This window comes from Mycobacterium shottsii (assembly GCF_010728525.1).
Taxonomy (GTDB): Bacteria; Actinomycetota; Actinomycetes; order Mycobacteriales; family Mycobacteriaceae; genus Mycobacterium; species Mycobacterium marinum.
The window spans coordinates 218,528-235,597 of record NZ_AP022572.1 but is presented as its reverse complement, the minus strand read 5'-3'; the positions used below and the strand labels follow the sequence as shown (position 1 = coordinate 235,597).

At 65.2% G+C, this 17,070-nt stretch carries 16 protein-coding genes, 1 tRNA gene and 3 pseudogenes; 9 read left to right on the top strand and 11 right to left on the bottom strand.

What is annotated here, in order from left to right:
- Positions 1-219: 219 nt before the first annotated feature.
- The 6 genes from G6N41_RS01100 to G6N41_RS01075 all read left to right on the top strand — a co-directional run bounded on the left by G6N41_RS01100 (position 220) and on the right by G6N41_RS01075 (position 4,900).
- Positions 220-951 carry a lytic transglycosylase domain-containing protein gene (locus G6N41_RS01100; protein WP_198966337.1) on the top strand — a complete coding sequence of 244 codons (732 nt, stop codon included), beginning with the start codon at positions 220-222 and terminating at the stop codon, positions 949-951.
- A gap of 80 nt (positions 952-1,031) precedes the next feature.
- Entirely contained in the window at positions 1,032-2,318 is a 1,287-nt protein-coding gene (gene eno, locus G6N41_RS01095) for a phosphopyruvate hydratase (protein ID WP_012396016.1), read from the top strand.
- A gap of 33 nt (positions 2,319-2,351) precedes the next feature.
- Positions 2,352-3,053, top strand: coding sequence for an FtsB family cell division protein (locus tag G6N41_RS01090; RefSeq protein WP_011742168.1), 702 nt, complete (start codon positions 2,352-2,354; stop codon positions 3,051-3,053).
- Complete coding sequence (locus G6N41_RS01085; protein WP_011742167.1) at positions 3,046-3,537, top strand: DUF501 domain-containing protein; 492 nt, start codon at positions 3,046-3,048, stop codon at positions 3,535-3,537. Before G6N41_RS01090 ends, G6N41_RS01085 begins: the two co-directional genes overlap by 8 nt.
- Before the next feature lie 16 nt (positions 3,538-3,553).
- Positions 3,554-4,504, top strand: a complete 951-nt coding sequence (locus G6N41_RS01080) for a Ppx/GppA phosphatase family protein (RefSeq protein ID WP_198966336.1) — start codon at positions 3,554-3,556, stop codon at positions 4,502-4,504.
- Between the two features lie 102 nt (positions 4,505-4,606).
- Positions 4,607-4,900 (top strand): hypothetical protein, encoded by a 294-nt coding sequence (locus G6N41_RS01075; RefSeq protein WP_011742165.1) that lies wholly within the window; start codon positions 4,607-4,609, stop codon positions 4,898-4,900.
- Positions 4,901-4,986: 86 nt separating this feature from the next.
- Here the strand turns inward: G6N41_RS01075 and G6N41_RS01070 are convergent, their stop codons facing one another.
- The 8 genes and pseudogenes from G6N41_RS01070 to G6N41_RS01035 form a co-directional block, all read right to left on the bottom strand.
- Positions 4,987-5,685, bottom strand: a complete 699-nt coding sequence (locus G6N41_RS01070; protein ID WP_269469326.1) for an aspartate/glutamate racemase family protein — start codon at positions 5,683-5,685, stop codon at positions 4,987-4,989.
- Between the two features lie 82 nt (positions 5,686-5,767).
- A complete protein-coding gene (locus G6N41_RS01065) occupies positions 5,768-7,309 on the bottom strand; it encodes a sensor histidine kinase (RefSeq protein ID WP_198966334.1) in 1,542 nt (513 codons plus the stop codon).
- 7 nt (positions 7,310-7,316) lie between these two features.
- Positions 7,317-8,081: a response regulator transcription factor gene (locus tag G6N41_RS01060; RefSeq protein WP_407663765.1), complete on the bottom strand. Its 765-nt coding sequence runs from the start codon at positions 8,079-8,081 to the stop codon at positions 7,317-7,319.
- A gap of 269 nt (positions 8,082-8,350) precedes the next feature.
- Positions 8,351-8,635 carry a WXG100 family type VII secretion target gene (locus G6N41_RS01055; protein WP_011740938.1) on the bottom strand — a complete coding sequence of 95 codons (285 nt, stop codon included), beginning with the start codon at positions 8,633-8,635 and terminating at the stop codon, positions 8,351-8,353.
- 38 nt (positions 8,636-8,673) lie between these two features.
- Complete coding sequence (gene esxM / locus G6N41_RS01050; RefSeq protein ID WP_139589385.1) at positions 8,674-8,970, bottom strand: type VII secretion system effector EsxM; 297 nt, start codon at positions 8,968-8,970, stop codon at positions 8,674-8,676.
- 147 nt (positions 8,971-9,117) lie between these two features.
- Positions 9,118-10,289: pseudogene (locus G6N41_RS01045) on the bottom strand (PPE family protein).
- Between the two features lie 90 nt (positions 10,290-10,379).
- A pseudogene (locus G6N41_RS01040) lies at positions 10,380-11,253 on the bottom strand (IS5 family transposase).
- Between the two features lie 46 nt (positions 11,254-11,299).
- Positions 11,300-12,124 (bottom strand): PPE family protein, SVP subgroup, encoded by an 825-nt coding sequence (locus G6N41_RS01035; protein ID WP_198966332.1) that lies wholly within the window; start codon positions 12,122-12,124, stop codon positions 11,300-11,302.
- A 359-nt stretch (positions 12,125-12,483) separates the two neighbouring features.
- Here G6N41_RS01035 and G6N41_RS01030 point away from each other — a divergent pair.
- Together G6N41_RS01030 and G6N41_RS01025 are read left to right on the top strand one after the other, a co-directional pair.
- Positions 12,484-12,557: transfer RNA gene (locus tag G6N41_RS01030), tRNA-Leu, on the top strand.
- Positions 12,558-12,930: 373 nt separating this feature from the next.
- On the top strand, positions 12,931-14,463 hold the full coding sequence (locus G6N41_RS01025; protein WP_198966331.1) for an adenylate/guanylate cyclase domain-containing protein: 1,533 nt from the start codon (positions 12,931-12,933) through the stop codon (positions 14,461-14,463).
- 138 nt (positions 14,464-14,601) lie between these two features.
- Here the strand turns inward: G6N41_RS01025 and G6N41_RS01020 are convergent, their stop codons facing one another.
- Both G6N41_RS01020 and G6N41_RS01015 read right to left on the bottom strand, forming a co-directional pair.
- A complete protein-coding gene (locus G6N41_RS01020) occupies positions 14,602-15,252 on the bottom strand; it encodes a hypothetical protein (RefSeq protein WP_231608764.1) in 651 nt (216 codons plus the stop codon).
- Between the two features lie 219 nt (positions 15,253-15,471).
- Positions 15,472-15,975, bottom strand: coding sequence for a hypothetical protein (locus G6N41_RS01015; RefSeq protein WP_231608763.1), 504 nt, complete (start codon positions 15,973-15,975; stop codon positions 15,472-15,474).
- 325 nt (positions 15,976-16,300) lie between these two features.
- Here G6N41_RS01015 and G6N41_RS29860 point away from each other — a divergent pair, with 325 nt between their 5' ends.
- The gene (locus tag G6N41_RS29860; RefSeq protein ID WP_407663764.1) at positions 16,301-16,573 is read left to right on the top strand and encodes a hypothetical protein; all 273 of its coding nucleotides are present in this window, start codon (positions 16,301-16,303) and stop codon (positions 16,571-16,573) included.
- Between the two features lie 153 nt (positions 16,574-16,726).
- Here the strand turns inward: G6N41_RS29860 and G6N41_RS01010 are convergent.
- Positions 16,727-16,978: pseudogene (locus G6N41_RS01010) on the bottom strand (IS1380 family transposase); the annotation flags it as partial.
- Positions 16,979-17,070: the final 92 nt, after the last annotated feature.

The following is a 17,070-nucleotide window of genomic DNA, read 5'->3' as shown; positions in this document are numbered from 1 at the left end:
GCTGAGAATTGTGCTTGCTGGCCTGTTCGACGGCTAACCAATTCCCGTACCAGGATGCACTCCTGGCTGTGTGCTGGATGAGAACTGCGACGGGGTAACTCTCAAACCCATGGGACGATGATTTAGGTCGTATCGGCCGCCAAGTCGGAACGTGAGCGCGCGGACGGCGAGGTGACCCAACGGAAGCGTAGAGCGCCAGCAGTAGCCAAAGGGAGGATTGTGTCGCCAAGACGTTGGTTGCGCGCGGCCGCCGTTATTGGCGCGACCGCGATGCTCTTGGCGTCAAGTTGCACCTGGCAGCTCAGCTTTTTCATCCCCGAAGGGGTGCCGCCGCCACCGGGTGATCCGGTGCCGCCGGTGGACACCTACGCCAGCGGTCGGCCCGCCGATCAGCTGCGGGAATGGGCCGAGCAACGCGCCCCGGCGCTGGAGATGCCGGTGATTGCGCTGGAGGCCTACGCCTACGCCGCTCGGGTTGCGGAGGTCGAGAACCCGAAGTGCCATATCGCGTGGACCACGCTGGCGGGCATCGGGCAGGTGGAAAGTCACAACGGCACCTATCGGGGCGCGACCATAGCGCCCAACGGGGACGTGCGGCCTCCCATTCGCGGCGTGCGCCTGGACGGAACCGGCGGCACCCTGCGCATCGTCGATAGCGAGCGTGCCAACCTCGACGGTGACGACGGCGTGGAGCGTGCGATGGGGCCGATGCAGTTCATCTCCGAAACCTGGCGGCTCTACGGCGTGGATGCCAACAATGACGGCATCGTCAGTCCGGACAACATCGACGACGCGGCGCTTTCGGCGGCCGGCTATTTATGCTGGCGCGGTAAAGATCTCGCGACTGCGCGGGGATGGATCACCGCTTTGCGCGCCTACAACAACTCCGGCGTCTACGCTCGGGCGGTGCGCGACTGGGCGACCGCTTACGCGGCGGGCCACCCGCTGTAGAAAGATGGAACGCTGACCCAGGCTTTACGCTAAAGGCTGCCGGGGACCTCAACGAACGCCAGGACACAAAGGAGAACCCAGTGCCGATAATCGAGCAGGTCGGGGCCCGCGAGATCCTCGATTCCCGCGGCAACCCGACCGTCGAGGTCGAGGTGGCTCTGATCGACGGAACCTTTGCCCGGGCCGCGGTGCCGTCGGGCGCGTCGACCGGTGAGCATGAGGCCGTCGAACTGCGCGACGGCGGCGATCGCTACGGCGGCAAGGGCGTCAAGAAGGCGGTGGAAGCCGTGCTCGATGAGATCGGCCCGGCGGTCATCGGACTCAACGCCGACGACCAGCGCTTGGTCGATCAGGCCCTGGTTGATCTCGATGGCACGCCCGACAAGTCCCGGTTGGGGGGCAACTCGATCCTCGGCGTCTCGCTGGCGGTGGCCAAGGCGGCCTCGGAATCGGCCGAACTGCCGCTGTTCCGCTACATCGGCGGGCCCAACGCCCACATCCTTCCGGTGCCGATGATGAACATCCTCAACGGCGGCGCACACGCGGACACGGGCGTGGACATTCAGGAGTTCATGGTGGCCCCGATCGGTGCGCCCAGCTTCAGTGAGGCATTGCGCTGGGGCGCCGAGGTGTACCACGCGCTCAAGGCGGTGCTCAAGAAGGCCGGGCTGTCCACCGGTTTGGGCGACGAGGGTGGTTTTGCTCCCGATGTGGCCAGCACCACCGCGGCACTCGATCTGATCAGCCAGGCCATCGAGGCGGCGGGCTTCAAGCCCGGTGTGGACGTGGCTTTGGCGCTCGACGCGGCCGCCAACGAGTTCCACGCCGACGGCAGCTACACCTTCGAGGGCACGCCCCGCACCGCCGCGCAGATGACGGAGTTCTACGCCGGGCTGCTCGGCTCCTATCCGCTGGTCTCCATCGAAGATCCGCTCTACGAGAACGATTGGGACGGGTGGGCCGCACTGACGGCCGAGATCGGTGACCGGGTACAGATCGTCGGCGACGACGTGTTCGTCACCAATCCCGAGCGGCTCGAAGAGGGCATCGACCGGGGCGTGGCCAATGCGCTGCTGGTCAAGGTGAATCAGATCGGGACGCTGACCGAGACGCTCGACGCGGTCGCGCTGGCACACCACAGCGGCTACCGCACGATGATCAGCCACCGCAGCGGTGAGACGGAGGACACCATCATTGCCGACCTGGCGGTGGCCGTCGGCAGCGGCCAGATCAAGACGGGCGCACCCGCCCGCAGCGAGCGTGTGGCCAAGTACAACCAGCTGCTTCGGATCGAAGAGGCTCTCGGTGACGCGGCCCGCTACGCCGGCGATCTGGCCTTCCCCCGATTCGTTGCGGACCCGAAATAGGCCGACGGCCGACGGAAACGTGGCTGAAGCTTCATGGCCGACGCGAAACGTCCCGATCCGAAGCGCCGATCCCCGGCATCGCGCCCGGGCAAAGCCGGCGAGTCGGCGCGCGGGCGTCGCACCACTTCGGTGTCCAGGCCCACACAGGCGGCCAACACCGGGCCGGCCGCCAGTCGCAACACCGCCCGAACGCTGCGTGAGCATGTCGTCGAACCCATCAAGCGCTCATTCACCGAGTCGGTGGAGCAGCGATCCGACCAACGTTTGGGTTTCACCGCCCGGCGTGCGGCCGTGCTGGCCGCGGTCGTCTGCGTGTTGACCCTGACCATCGCCGGGCCGGTTCGGACCTACTTCGCCCAGCGCACCGAAATGGAGCAATTGTCCGCAACCGAAGCGGCGCTGCGCCGCCAGATCGCCGATCTCGAGCAGCGCAAGGGCCAACTGGCCGACCCGGCCTACATTGCGGCGCAGGCCCGTGAGCGCCTTGGCTTTGTGATGCCGGGGGACATTCCATTTCAGGTCCAGCTGCCGCCCGGGGCGGTGGTGGCCCCGCAACCGGGCACCGATGCCGCCATGCCCACGAAGGGCGACCCTTGGTATACGTCGCTTTGGCACACCATTGCCGACGCGCCGCACCTTCCGCCCGCCGCCGCTGAGCCTCCCGCCCCGGAGCCCGAACCTGAGCCCGGACTGCCCGCACCCGTACCGCCCGAGCCGACGGCCCCCGGTGGTTGATCCCGCGGACCTGGAGGCGGTGGCGCGTCAGCTCGGTCGCGAGCCGCGTGGGGTGCTGGAGATCGCCTACCGATGCCCCAACGGCGAACCCGGCGTGGTCAAGACCGCGCCCAGACTGCCCGACGGCACACCGTTTCCCACGCTCTACTACCTGACGCATCCGGAGCTCACGGCGGCCGCCAGCAGGCTCGAGACCACCGGTCTGATGCGCGAGATGACCGAGCGGCTGGGCGACGATCCCGAACTGGCCGCGGCGTATCGGCGGGCGCACGAGTCCTATCTGGCCGAGCGTGACGCGATCGATCCACTGGGAACCAAGGTTTCGGCCGGCGGCATGCCCGATCGGGTCAAGTGCCTGCATGTGTTGATCGCGCATTCGTTGGCAAAGGGGCCCGGGGTGAACCCGTTTGGCGATGAGGCGGTGGCGTTGCTGGCCGCCGAGCCGGGCGCGGCGGCGAACCTGGTGGCGGGACAGTGGCTTTGAAGTGGACGATGGGGACGTGATTAGCCGGGTCGCCGCGATCGACTGCGGTACCAATTCGATTCGGTTGCTCATCGCCGACGCCGGCGGTGGGCAGCTCAATGACGTGCATCGGGAAACGCGGATAGTCAGGTTGGGCCAGGGTGTCGACGCGACCGGTCAGTTTGCGCCGGAAGCGATTGCCCGGACCCGGGCCGCGTTGATTGATTACGCGGCCCTGCTGAAGGTGCACGGCGTCGAACGGGTACGGATGGTCGCCACGTCGGCCACCCGCGACGCCGCCAACCGGGACAGCTTCTTTGCCATGACCGCGGAGGTGCTCGGTGCGGTGCTGCCCGGCGCGATAGCCGAGGTGATCACCGGGGCCGAAGAAGCGGAGCTGTCGTTCTCCGGCGCGGTCGGCGAACTGGACAGTGCTGGAGCTCCTTTCGTGGTCGTCGATCTCGGCGGCGGATCCACCGAGATCGTGCTCGGCAAGGCGGGCAACGAAGTCACCGCGAGTTACTCGGCCAACATCGGCTGTGTTCGGCTGACCGAACGCTGCCTGCACTCCGATCCGCCGACGCCCGATCAGGTGGCCGCCGCCCGCCTGGTGGTGCGCGAAGAGCTGGAACCCGCGTTGCGTGCGGTCCCCCTCGAGGAGGCTCGGACTTGGGTCGGCCTGGCCGGAACGATGACCACGTTGTCCGCCCTGGCCCACAACATGACTACCTATGATGCTGCGGCCATTCATCTTTCGCGAGTCGCCGGTGCTGATCTGCACGCGGTGTGTGACCGGCTGATAGCGATGACGCGCGAGCAGCGTGCCGCACTCCCACCGATGCATGAGGGCCGGGTCGACGTGATCGGCGGCGGTGCGATCGTGGTCGAAGAACTGGCTCGCGAGTTGCGCAGCCGCGCCGGCATCGACGAGCTGACCGTCAGCGAGCACGACATCCTCGACGGCATCGCCCTGGCGCTCTGCGACTAGGTCACATCTGCCACACCGGCCCGGCAGGCGAGTGGCACTCTTTTTGCCCGCCTCGCAGCGACAAGTTCGGTCGATGTCATACCCGCGTGCGACCGTTCGGCAATGAGCTACCTACTTGCCGGCATAGAGCTTCGATACGTGCTGACTATGCAGTTGTCCCAACACGGGCCAGCGACCATCGCCGAAATGATCGACGCGCTGGACTGGCACCACTTTTCGGTCCGCGGCAGGGCATCCAAGGCGCTGTCAGATGCGTTGCGCTGGGAAATCGGACGCGGCAGGGTGCGCCGTCTCGGACGCGGTCGCTATGGGCCGGCCGAAATTCCGCGGGGGACCGAACACCGGATCCACCGGCGGGTGCTGGCTTTGCGCGCGGCAGCCAGGCTGTCGCTGTGAGGCGGGCAAAAACTGTGTTGCCTCAAGCGGTGACTCCTGTGGCAGAAGTGGCGTACGCCTGCAGGCGGTAGCCACGCCGGCTCCGGTTATTTCTTTGGCGGGCTTGCGTATTCACCGTGCTTGGCCGTACGCAAACCCAATGTCACGAGTGACTGCACCAGCACCGTGGCGGCGCTGACCCCGTCCACCACGGGAACGCCGATCTCCTCGGAGATCGAGTGGCACATGTCGGCCATTCCCGCGCAGCCCAGCACGATGCTGTCGGAGCGATCCACCTTGATGGCGGTGCGACACGCGTCGGTGACGATCGCGCGCGCCCGTGAGTCCGTCTCGAGGTCGAGCACCGGGATTTCGCAGGCGTGGACGCCCAGGCAGAACCGGTCCATGCCGTAGCGCTCGGCGAGCTCCGCGGCGCGTCCCGTGGTGCGAGCCAGGGTGGTGACCACCGAGAATCCCCGGCCGAGATGGCTGGCGGTATGCATGGCCGCTTCGGCGATCCCAATCACAGGCCCCCGAGCCAGCTCCCGAGCGGCCTCGACGCCGGGGTCGCCGAAGCAGGCGATCACGTAGCCCTCAGCTCCCGAATGCTCACCTTGCTCGATGGCCTGCAGTAGGCCGGGGACGCTCATGGCCTCGTCGTAGTGACTTTCAATCGACGGCGGACCAATCGGGGAGGTCACCGCCGTGATTTCGGTGCCGGGGCCGGCCACCGCCCGCGCGCAGCGGCCGATCGCGGTGGTCATTGATTCGGTGGTGTTCGGGTTGATCACCCAGATACGGAGCACAGCCAATCTTGCACCAAGGCACCGGATAGGGGTGATGCGCATCCCGGACCTATCGGGGCGAGCCGCCCTAGCTGTGTGTTCATTAGTCGCTCGGCTGCCTCGGCCGGCCGGGGGCGGATGCATTGAGCGGCGCGTCGATCAGCGGCAGCCTGATCCGGAATACGGTTTGGCCAGCGGCGGATTCGGCGGTCACCGAGCCGTCATGAGCTTTCACGATCGAATTGACGATGGCCAGGCCCAATCCGTGGCCCGGCGCGCTGGATCGCGACTTGCTGGAACGGACAAACCGCTCGAACAAATGAGGCAAGACCTCGGGGTCGATGTCGGGGCCGTCGTTGCTGACCGTTAGCTCGGTGTAGGGACCGTTGGGGTCGTCGGGGTAGTTGGTGATCCCGGTCTTCACCGTGACGCCGGGCGGCGTGTGCACCCAGGCATTGGTGAGCAGGTTGCTGACCAGCTGGTGCAGACGGGCGTGGTCACCGTTGACCCACACCGGTTCGTCGGGCAAGTCCTTGATCCAACGGTGGGTGGGCGCTGCCACGGCGGCGTCGTTCACGGCGTTCATCACCAGGTCGGTCAAGTCGAGGTGTTCGGTCTCCAGGTCCTCGCCTTCACCCAGGCGTGACAGCAGCAACAATTCGTCAACCAGGGAGGCCATCCGCCGCGCTTCTGACTCGATGCGGGCGAGCGCGTATTCGGTAGTCGGCGGTAGGTCCGAGCTGTCCTGGCGGGTGAGTTCGGCATACCCCTGAATGGCCGCAAGCGGGGTGCGCAGCTCATGGCTGGCGTCGGTGATGAATTGCCGCATCCGCAGATCGGAAGCCACCCGATGTTGCAGCGCGCTGTCGACGTTGTCCAGCAACCGGTTTAGCGTGTGCCCCACGATGCCGACTTCGTTGTCGGGGTCGGTGTCCTCGGGGCGAACCCGCACGCTGATCTGCTGGTCGTCGCCGGCGAGTGGCATCGCGGCGACGGTCGCGGCGGTTGCGGCGACCCGCCGCAGCGGGCGCAGGGTAATACCGACCACCCACACGGTCAGGGCCGCCGTGATCACCAGTGCGGTCGCGACAAGCACGCTGGTCGTGATTTGTTTTCGGGTGATGATGCGGTCCGCGATGCTCAGCGAAACCCCGACGATCAGGCGGTCGGATCCGGCGGCGCGGCTGTCGACTTGATAGGAACCCAGGCTGCCCAGCGTTTCGACACGTGACGGTTCGTCGGTCCAGTGTTGGGTCTCGATGGCGTGGATGACATCCGGTGGTGCCGGGCGGGGCGCGTCTTCGGAAAAGACCGCCGAGCCGATGACGACACCATCGCGCATCACCGCGATGAGGTTCCCGGGCGTCTGGCCGGTGAACTCGAGCAGAGCTTGGGATACCGGGGGAGTGCCGGTGTGGATCGAGGTGTGTTCGCCGTTGCGGTAGCGGGCATAGGCGTGGCTGAACGCATGCATGGACTCGACGACTTCGGCGTCGTTCATCGCGGTCACGTAGCCGCGCAGGCTGAGCACCGAGACCCCGCCCACCGCGACCAGCACGATCGTCACCACGGCCAGCACGCCAAGCAGCAGCTGGCAGCGCAACGAACGAGGAAGCCAGCGAGGCGTGTTCCGGTGGCCCGTCATTTCGGGCTCATTCCGCTGTTCGTAGCATGTATCCAATCCCGCGGACCGTGTGAATCATCGGCTCTCGGTCCGCGTCGATTTTCTTTCTCAAGTACGAGATGTAGAGGTCGACGATGCTGGTGCGCCCGGCGAAGTCGTAGTTCCAGACCCGGTCGAGGATCTCGGTGCGGCTCAGCGCGCGGCGCGGGTTGCGCATCAGGAATCGAAGTAGCTCGAACTCGGTCGAGGAAAGCGAGATCGGGGTGCCGCCGCGATTGACTTCCCGGCTGGCCGCGTCGAGCTTGAGGTCACCAACCTTCAGGGACTCGTCGGCGGGCGGCGCCAGATGACTGGAGCGGCGCAACAGTCCGCGCAGCCGCGCCACCAGCTCTTCGAGGCTGAACGGCTTGGTCATGTAGTCGTCGGCGCCGGCCGTCAGTCCGGTGACACGGTCCATCACCGAATCGCGTGCGGTGAGGAACAGCGTGGGTGTGTATGCGTCGGAGTCGCGCACCCGCTGCAGGATCTGCAGGCCGTCGACGTCGGGCAGCATGATGTCGAGGACCAACACGTCAGGACTGATCTTGTCGAACTTGGATATGGCCTCGCGCCCGTTGTGGGCGATCTCGACGTCCCAGCCTTCGTAGTGCAGGGCCATTTTGACCAGATTGGTCAGCGCAGGTTCGTCGTCGACAAGGAGCACCCGAATGGGTGATCCGTCGGCACGGTGGATTCGGGGCAGCTGCCCCAAAATCGCCTGCCGTGGACGTTGAGTGCGCGTGGATCCGGTCATTGCTTTCAATGGTCCTACACACCTCCCGGCGCATATGCAGTCGTCAGGGACCTCATATCAACCTCAAATGTAACCGTGAAGTGCGGCCCCGGCTATGACCGCTTGTTGCTAGGGGCTGTGGGCCGACCGCGCACGATTGAGTTGTTTTGGTCCGCAAGCGATTAGGGGGCAGAGGTCGCCGCCCCGCTATTGGTGCACAGCACGGACCGGCGCAAAGCGCAGTGGCCGCGCACCTTGCGGTGCGTGGCCACTGTTGTCCTGCTCTTGTATCAGGCCCAGCTGGAGCCGACGGCGCTGTCGGTCTGCGCCATGTTGTTGCCGGCGGCCTGAACCTTCTGGCCGTGCGAGTTGGCCTGCTCGTAGATCACCTGGAAGTTGCGACCCAACTGGGTGATGAACTCCTGGCAAGCCACCGAACCGGCGCCGCCCCAGAAGTCACCGGCGGCCAGCACATCGCGAACGATGGCCTGGTGCTCGGCCTCCAAGGAGGCGGCCTGGGCGCGGATGAGCGCGCCGTGGGCGTCGACATCGCCGAACTGGTAATTGATGGTCATTGGTTTTGTCCTCCTGAATCGAAGCTGTCGGGCCGGTACTAGCTGCTGAGGATCTGCTGGGAGGCCTGCTCTTGCTGCTCGTAGTTGTTCGCGTCGCGAACCAGCCCGTCACGCACCCCGTGCAGCATGTTGACGATGTTGCGGAAAGCGGTGTTCATCTGGCCCATGGTGTCCAGCGAGGTTGCCGAAGCCATACCGCTCCAGCCCGCGCCGGCGATGTTCTGCGAGGACGCCCACATCCGGCGGGCCTCGTCCTCGACGGTCTGAGCGTGCATTTCGAAACGGCCCGCCATGTCCCGCATCGCGTGCGGGTCGGTCATAAAGCGTGTGGCCATGATTCCTGTATCCTTATGTTGAAGTCCGCATTTGTATGATTTCTAGCACCTGGACTGCTTCGGTGGTAGCCGAATCGCGGATAGATTACGACCCGCCGGTTAATTGCTGGCCTCAAACGAGTGACATGTTCCCCCTTTTTTCCGGCGTCACACGACGACCTGTTTGGGCATGACGATCGGCTTGAAGCCGTAACGCGGTCCCGAATGCGCACCGGCGCCCTTGGCGGCTGCGGCCATGCCCGGCCCCCGGCCACTCCGGAAACCGGGGCAGCTTCCTCGGGAACCGTCCAGCCGCTTCCGCCCAGCGCACCAGTGGTCGCAGCTGTCTCCGGAAGGGCGCTCGACCAGCTGGTGGGTACGGCCAGCTTGCCGACCAGGGTCGCCTCGCCCAAAGCCGCGCCAACGCCGGTGGGCGTCACCGTGTTCGCCAGCCCTGCGGTGGCGGCAGCCGCACCTTCGGCGGCCTCGATGGCGCCTTCGGCAGCAACTACCGGTGCACCGGTATCGAGAGCGTTTGCCAGGAAAATCGCGGTAGGAATAGTGGCCGTGGTGTACCAAGCCGCGGTGTTAACCCCGCCGTTGATGACGTTCGCAACAAACCCAATGCCGAGGAAGTCCTCGATGTCCTGAATGATTCCGCCCAGTCCCGTCGCGTCGATAGCCGAAGTTATCGGCGAGGCGAGTCCCATGATGGTGTTGGGCAGGTTGCTCAGCAGGCTGGTGATGCCGTCGGTTGCCGCGGCGGATGCGGCGGCCTGACTAACCGCCGCCGACTGTGCGGCGAGCCCGCTCGGGTTGGTGGTCTGCTGCGGTGTGCTCAGCGGCTGCAGGGATCCCGAGGTCGAGGAAGCGGCCGCGTAGCCGTACATCGCCCCGGCGTCCTGTGCCCACATCTCGGCGTAGAGCGCCTCGGTTGCCATGATCGCCGGGGTGTTGATGCCCAGGAAGTTCGTCGCAACCAGTGCCGCCAGCAGCGATCGGTTGGCGGCGACCACCGGCGGCGGCACCGTCCTCGCGAACGCTGCCTCGTAGGCGGCCGCCGATGCCGCGGCTTGCGCCCCGGCGTGCATCGCCGCTTCCGAGGTGTAGGTCAGCCACGCCAGATACGGCTGAGCGGCGGCGATCATCGCCATCGACGCCGGGCCCATCCAAGACTCGGTGGTCAATCGGGTGATCACCGATTCGTAGGAGGCGGCGGTTGTGCCCAACTCGACGGCTAGGCCATTCAATGCGGCGGAGGCGGCCATCATGGGGCCTGCCCCGGCACCGGCGTACATGCGTGCGGAGTTGATTTCAGGAGGTAAGGCGCCAAAATCCATTGTTGTATCCCTCTTTTAGCTTTTAGTGAAAGTTGTGGTGTTTTATGGATATGGGAGACGTGTTGCCCAATGGCGCCTAGGTCCTGTCTGCTAATTGCGGACGCGGTGGTAGGTGATGATGGCGGCCAGGGTGGCACCGCTGAGGTAGGTCAGGGCGTATTTGTCGTAGCAGGTGGCGACCGCGCGCCAGTGTTTGAGCCGGTTGAAGCTTCGCTCGACGGTGTTGCGGTGCTTGTAGATTCGGCCTGAGAACCCCGGAGGCCGTCCTCTGTTGCGGCCTTTGGCTTTGCGGCGGGTGATCTGGTCGCTGCGCTCGGGGATGGTATGGGCGATCTTGAGCCGGCGCAGCTGTGCCCGCGTCGAGTCATGGGAGTACGCCTTGTCCGCCAGCAGGCGATACGGGGCGTATGAGTTGCTGCACCGGGCGGCCAGCAGTGGCCAAAGCATCGGATTATCACCGGCTTGACCGGCCGACAGTGCCAGGGTGACCGGACTGCACAGCTGGTCGGTCAAGGCGTGGATCTTGGTAGTCAGCCCGCCGCGGGAACGCCCAATGGCGTGGTCATCGGGCTCATCGAGATATTTCTTGTAATTCGACAGATCCCCCTGTGCGGCGCCCGGAGCGCGCTCCGGCTGCGTGTCGGTGGGCGCGCACACTGGTCGAATCGACCGACAACAGTGCGCCCAGGTCGGCGTCCTCGGCGTCGAGGTCAGAGGCGATCGCCGCGAAGATCCGCGCGTAGATGCCATCGACCGACCAGCGTAGATGCCTCTCGGCCACCGATTGCCAGGGACCGAAGTGCTCGGGCAGGTCACACCACGGAGATCACGTACGGTAACGCCAGATAATGCCCTCCAGAGTACGTCGATGATCGTTCCACGGCCGGCCACGCCGCCGCCCCGCAGGCAACACCGCCACGATCAGCGACCACAAATCATCAGAAATCGCATGCGTCCGCATCACCCAAACAGCATCAGCCAAAACACCATTCACATTAAGCAGACACGCCCTAGACCGCGGCCGGCTTTGGCATGACGATTGGCTTGATGCCGTAGCGTGGCGCACCAAATCCGGCGCTGTTGCGTGCGGCCGAACCCAACCCGGCCGGCACGCCCATGAACGTTCCCGGGGCGGCCGTCGGCGCGGCGGCTGTCCAGCCGGCGCCGGCCAGCGGGGTCGTGCTCGATACCAAGGTGGCCGATCCGGCCCAGGTCGGGGGCACCGAGAGCATGCCGACCGCGGATGCCCCGCCAATGCCAGCGGCGATGGGCGCACCCAGGGCGGCCTCGGCTCCTCCGAGCTCACTGAGCGCACCCAGCCCGGCTTCTGCTCCCAGGCTGACGTCGGCTTCGGCGGCTTCCTCGGCGGGAAGCAGACCGCCACCCGCCAGACCGATCAGAGTGGATGAGGCCGAGGCCCAGTTCCCAACGCCGATGTTGGTGAGGTTGCCGATGTTGCTCGACCAGGAGTCGGGAATAATCGAGCCGGCGTTTTGGATGAAGCCGCTGATTCCCGAGGTAATGCCGTCTAGAGGTGAAGCGGCCGCTGCGGAGTTGAGGTTTTCGGTTGCGCCGTATGTCCCGGCGCTGGCCCCCAGGGTGTTCACGAACATGTCGTGCATGGCCTGTGCATCCGCGCTGACCTGCTGGTAGTAGGTGCCATACGCGGTGAAGAGTGCGGCCTGCAGTGCCGATACTTCATCGAGGGCGGCCGGAGCTATCACGGTGGTCGGAGCTGCCGCGGCGGCATTTTGCGCCGACATAGAGCTACCGATGGTCCCCAGCTGCGCGGCCGCGGCCGTCAACTCTTGGGGCACTGTTTTAAGGAATGACATCCAATGCTCCTTGCTTATGAGCTCCCCGCCCCTGGCCACCCGAGCTGAATCTGTGGGTAGGCATAAGGGCCCCTGTGTGTTGGCGTAACGCTAGCCACCCACGTGTCCACATTCGCGATTGAATGACGTAGGGTGATAACTCGTTTACGGCTTTTTAACGAAGGCGCCGACAGTTTTTACAAGCTCTTGTCGGCCGACATAGTTGTGTCATCTGGCCTCAGACGGGTGACACAGTAGTCTGGCGCGCGGCGCGCGGATGTTACGCGCATCACGGCCGGGGCGCACGTCGGTGTTGGGGGCGATTTCCACAGGGGAGGGGCGTCTCGAGCCCGGCGGGTACGCGATAGATTCGCCAGCGGGCCCCCATAGCCCAATTGGCAGAGGCAGCGGACTTAAAATCCGTCAAGTGTCGGTTCGAGTCCGACTGGGGGCACGGCCTGGATAGCCAGTGGCGGCGATTTATGCGAATGACACCGCGTCGATCAAGATTGCGGGCAGGCGGACGGTAAACGCGACGGCGGTCCACGCGGGCGAGCCAGCGGCCAAGCCGACACAGAGCGCCCCAGGTACCGGCGGGGTGATTGACTTGTGGAGAACAATGATGGGATACCGACGTAACTCGCAACGCGATTGCGCGTCGAGGTGGATGCCTGGGAGATAGGTCCGCAGTTGCCGACGGAAGCGGTCGCAGTGCGAGACCGGGTTGGCTTGACTAGCTGCCGCCGTCCCTGCCCTTTCCCGGAGGCGATGGCTCCGATCGGGCAAATATCCGCAGTTCGGGTGGGCGTTGCGTCTACTGTCCCGCTATGGAACGCGTTTGGCAGTGGGCCTGGGATCGGTGCGGGGCACGATACTCGTGGGCGATTTGTGTAGTCACGTTCGCCGTGGTGCTGCCGGTTTATCTTTTGCTGTCTTTTTGGGTCGTCGCCTTCGAGAACTCGGGTCACTACATTGAGGCGGCCGCGGTTACCGTTGCCTTCGTATCGCTCGGATTGTGGGTGATCTTTCTTCCCAGCGTCGTGCGGCGCCGCCTCCCCCAGAAGTGGGCCGCCGATCATGACGTCGATCGGCTCAGCGCTTTGGAAGCGACCTATGGGTACGGCCGGGGCGTCGTGGCCCGAGGGCTGGGCAGCAATGTTGTCTTGGGAGCATTCAACCTGGTCGCTGTTGGCGCCGTCGCCGGAGCAAGTGGGTCGCGGCTGGTTCAGTACGGGATCGTGCGCGCCGCCACCGGGATTGGAATCCAGCTGATCGCTATTCACAGCTTCGTAGAGGCGGCGCCGCGCCCCGCCCGGGTGGCGATCATCGGCGATACGGCGATCGGCGACTCGCTGCCTCGTTCTCGCCCCACTTTCGCGGCGTGGTCGAACCTGTCCGTGTTTGGATTCGCGTTCAATTTCGCCATTGTGGGCGCCATGTTGGCGGGTCTGATCAGCCAGGCGCATACGGTGCCGCTCGTTTCTCTGGTGATCGGTGCCGGTATGGCGGTTGTCTTTGGAGTGCCGGTCATCGTTGCTCCGTCGTTCTCACCGTCGATGCAACCGATTAGGGACCTTGCCGCCGGGACCGAACGTGTCGCGGCCGGTGACTACACCCGGCGCTTCCCGGTGGTTCAAGACGATGACCTCGGCGCGCTGGCCGCGTCGTTCAACCACATGCAGGCCGGTTTGGTTGAGCGGCAACGACTTCAGACAGCGTTCGGGACGTATGTCGATCCCGGTCTGGCGGCGCGGCTACTGGAGCAAGGCGACGATGTCTTCACCGGGGAGCGCCGCCAGGTCACCGTGATGTTCGTCGATGTGCGTGACTTCACCCCGTTCACCGAAGCCCACACCGCCGAGGACACCGTCTCGCGCCTCAACGAGTTGTTCGAGATCGTGGTGCCCACCGTCGTGGACGCTGGGGGGCACGTCAACAAGTTCCTCGGTGACGGGGCGCTGGCCGTCTTTGGCGCCCCCAACGACCTTGCAGACCACGCCGATGCCGCTGTCGCCGCCGCTGTTCTGATTCACCGCCGTGTCGTTGAGCGATTCGGCGAGGAGTTTCGCATCGGCATCGGAATCAATACCGGGGTTGTGATCGCCGGAACCATCGGCGGCGGCGGCAAACTCGAATTCACCCTCATCGGTGACACCGTCAACGTCGCAGCTCGGGTCGAGCAACTGACCAAGGCCACCGGTGACGCGATCCTTCTCACCCAGCAGTGCGTCGATGCGCAGGGGTTACGCCCCGCTGGACTCATCGACCGTGGACTGCATGTGCTGAAAGGAAAACCGGCCGCCATCCAGGTGTTCGGCCTTCACCAAGAGAGCGACATGCGGGCCGACCTCACCCACTAAGCAGCGGGCATACCAGGGTCTGCCGCCTCACCATCGCGGTCGGCCAATTCCGTTACTGCAGAACGCAGTATCGGCCACGACGAAACGGAAAGCGGATGTGTGCACAAGTCTCCGTAACTCGCACAATCGCACCAACGCTTACGCGCAGGAGCGGCTTGATGTTGCTGCCGGGGCCGACTGACTGCCGATGCCGCGGGGGGTGAGTAGTTCGTCCAGCCCGTACTGGCTCACCAGATCGATGTGCTCCGGCGCGGCTTCGGGCGATGAGCGCCGCTCGGACCGGGGGGCCTGTCCGAGGTAGAGCTCCGTGGCGGCCTTGGCTTGAAACATTCCGATGACGGCCTCGTTGTGTCGGTCCGTGCCGAACTGTGTCAACGCGGTGGTGAGCTTGGCGTCGACGTAATCCACCGTGTACTCGATCTGGTGTAGCGCTCTCGTCTCCTCGCGGGCATTTTCGCGCTGCGCCTGGGACTTGCGACGATCGGCCAGGAACCGCATGGTGGTGGCGCCGATCGCGGCCGACAGCATCGGGATGAACACCACTATGGACGCCACGCCGAGCGAGCCCTTGAAGGTCAGCGCGGCGACGATGCTCGATGCCAACAACACCGAGAGCAGCGCGAGCAGCAGCGTGGTGGGAGATGCTGCGGCCACCCGATCTCCGGCTCGGCGTACGACTGGGCTGAGCTTGGCCGACACCGTCGCCGCCTGCTGGGCCAGGGTGTGGCCCCACTGCTGTTTCGGGTGCGATGTCGCCGGTGTTGCCGCTGGCGCATCGGCCGCGGGCACCGACTCGGGGCGCGCTTCGTCAGCGGGTGGCGGGGTCTCGGAGGGTTGGGCTATGGGGCCATTGTGGCCTGAGTGGTCTGTGATTCGGGGGAGGTGATCCGGCCCGTCCAGATCTTCTTCCAGCCCCGTCCTGTTGAGCGAACACCACCAGCGCGAAGCTACGGCAGGCTGTCGCAGTGTGAACGCGACGCCAAGTCGGGCAGGGGTGGGTTCGCGCTTTCAGTGTCCGGCCAGAACGTTCTTCACCACCGCGATGGCGGTCGCGAGAATGAGCACCACCAGTCCGTAGACGGTTGCCCGGAGGTGGCCCGCGCCGCCCCGGCGCGCTACCGCGTAGCCGCTGACCGCAATGAACCCGGACAGGCCGAACTCGGCGGCGTGGTACTCCAGATGAGCTGGCAACACGAGGATGGTGACCGACGCCAAGGCGGCGACCACGGCGGCGCCGACCAATTGTGCGCCGGCCGCCTCGATGTCGCGAGCCTGGACTTTGCCGGCCCCGATGAGGCGCGCCGAGATTTTGAAGGCGAAGAAGTGGGCCGCAGCCAGCCCGATGGTGATGCCCCAGATGAGACCGATCAGGTGGTGGCGGGCGGCCTCGGGCAGCGCCAACAGCGCGGCAAGCAGGCAGACGGCCACATACAGGGCCATCGTGTAGCTCTCCTTGCGGAGTTCGGCGGCGTCCTCGCCGCTTTTCGCCCTCGCGGAAGCACCTTCGGCCATGCTGCTCATCGTGGCACAACGGCCGACGGTGGTCTTTGCCGAACAGCCCGGCCCGATGCCCTTCGATCCGCGGGGGCGATACCCGAGGCGGGTAGCGCCAAGCACTCTCTTTCGACGATGACGACACCGCGCATTCCTTTACCGAATCGAATGGTGCGGGACAGGAGCGGTTAAATCGCGAACGGCCTAGCGGGAATATCGGAGATTCCTACCAAACGTGCCATTTGAGGAGTACATCTTTTTACTACGCGATGTCTACCTGACGCGCGATTTGGTGCCGTGCTTGGAGTGGCTGGCGGTGTGCGAAGTGTTGTCTAACGCGGGCGTGGTTCAGTGTCGAGTGCTGGCAATTACATGTGCAAGGGGGCTTCTCTTCGCGCCAGCAGTAAACGCCGAACCGGGCGTTGCGCCGATCCCGCGACAACCAAGCTCATCGTGTGACCCGAACTACTCCGGTGCCTGCGTCCCGATCGCCAGTGATGTCGACTGCGCTGGCGGTAGCGGAAATGGTCCGGCCTATGTGGAGGGCCCGGTAATTGTCATCGGACGCGACATCTACGGCCTTGATCGAGACGGCAATGGAATTGGGTGCGAATAAAGCCCATGAACTGGCGGGCCAAGAGTCTGCGTCAGGCAGTTTGGGGAATACTTACTACCCTCGATTCTTCGTGCCGGTGGGGTTCGGTGGTGTTGGATCATGAAAATCGCTGAGTGATAGCGATTTTGGGTTTGGGGTGTGTTTGACTGTCCCGTGGAGCCGGGGTTGGGCGGGCTTTCCCAGGGCCGGTGGGCAGTCCGCTCCGTCGGCTACCGCCGCGGCCAGATCGGTGAACACCGCACCCGGGGCATACACTCACGGCCCCTTGTAGGTGTCGGCCAATGCCGCGGTGACCTGCTCAGACAACCCGGTCTGATCGGCGAGCTCGCGCAACAGCCCCATCCCGGAGTGCGACACCACACCATGGCCGTCCGCCGATACTTTCACCCGCGAGGCGTCTACCAGTCGAGATGGTTGAACCGTAGAGAAGTCCAATCATTCTTTACAGGACAGGCACTTTCGCGTTTCAACACCCAGATACATCGGCATCCCGCTAA